We start from the raw sequence: 442 nt of genomic DNA, 5'->3' as shown, positions 1-442 counted from the left end.
CGCAAGGTGATGTCGCCGAAGAACGGCCTCGCCGACTGGGAGGTGACGATCGGGCTCGCGAAGGCGATGGGCTACGAGATGAACTACAGCCACCCGTCCGAGATCATGGACGAGATCGCGGCGCTGACGCCGACCTTCGCCGGCGTCTCCTATGCCAGGCTCGAGGAACTCGGCTCGGTGCAATGGCCCTGCAACGAGAAGGCGCCGGAGGGCACGCCCGTGATGCATATCGACGGCTTCGTCCGCGGCAAGGGCAAGTTCGTCATCACCGAATATGTCGCGACCGACGAGCGCACCGGACCGCGCTATCCGCTGCTGCTGACCACGGGACGCATCCTGAGCCAGTACAATGTCGGCGCGCAGACGCGGCGCACCGAGAACGTGGTCTGGCACGCCGAGGATCGCCTCGAGATCCACCCGCACGATGCCGAGCAGCGCGGCG

The 442-nt window shown here is 66.5% G+C and carries 1 protein-coding gene; it reads left to right on the top strand.

Annotated features, from left to right (window positions below; translation table 11 throughout):
• Positions 1–442 (top strand): molybdopterin dinucleotide binding domain-containing protein (locus tag AACY52_RS31470; protein WP_339561572.1); only part of this gene is annotated, 442 nt, incomplete at both ends.

Source organism: Pseudomonas sp. EA_65y_Pfl1_P113 (genome assembly GCF_963970525.1).
Lineage (GTDB): Bacteria > Pseudomonadota > Gammaproteobacteria > Pseudomonadales > Pseudomonadaceae > Aquipseudomonas > Aquipseudomonas tritici.
Note: the sequence above shows the minus strand (reverse complement) of the source record. Positions and strands in the feature narration are given on the sequence as shown.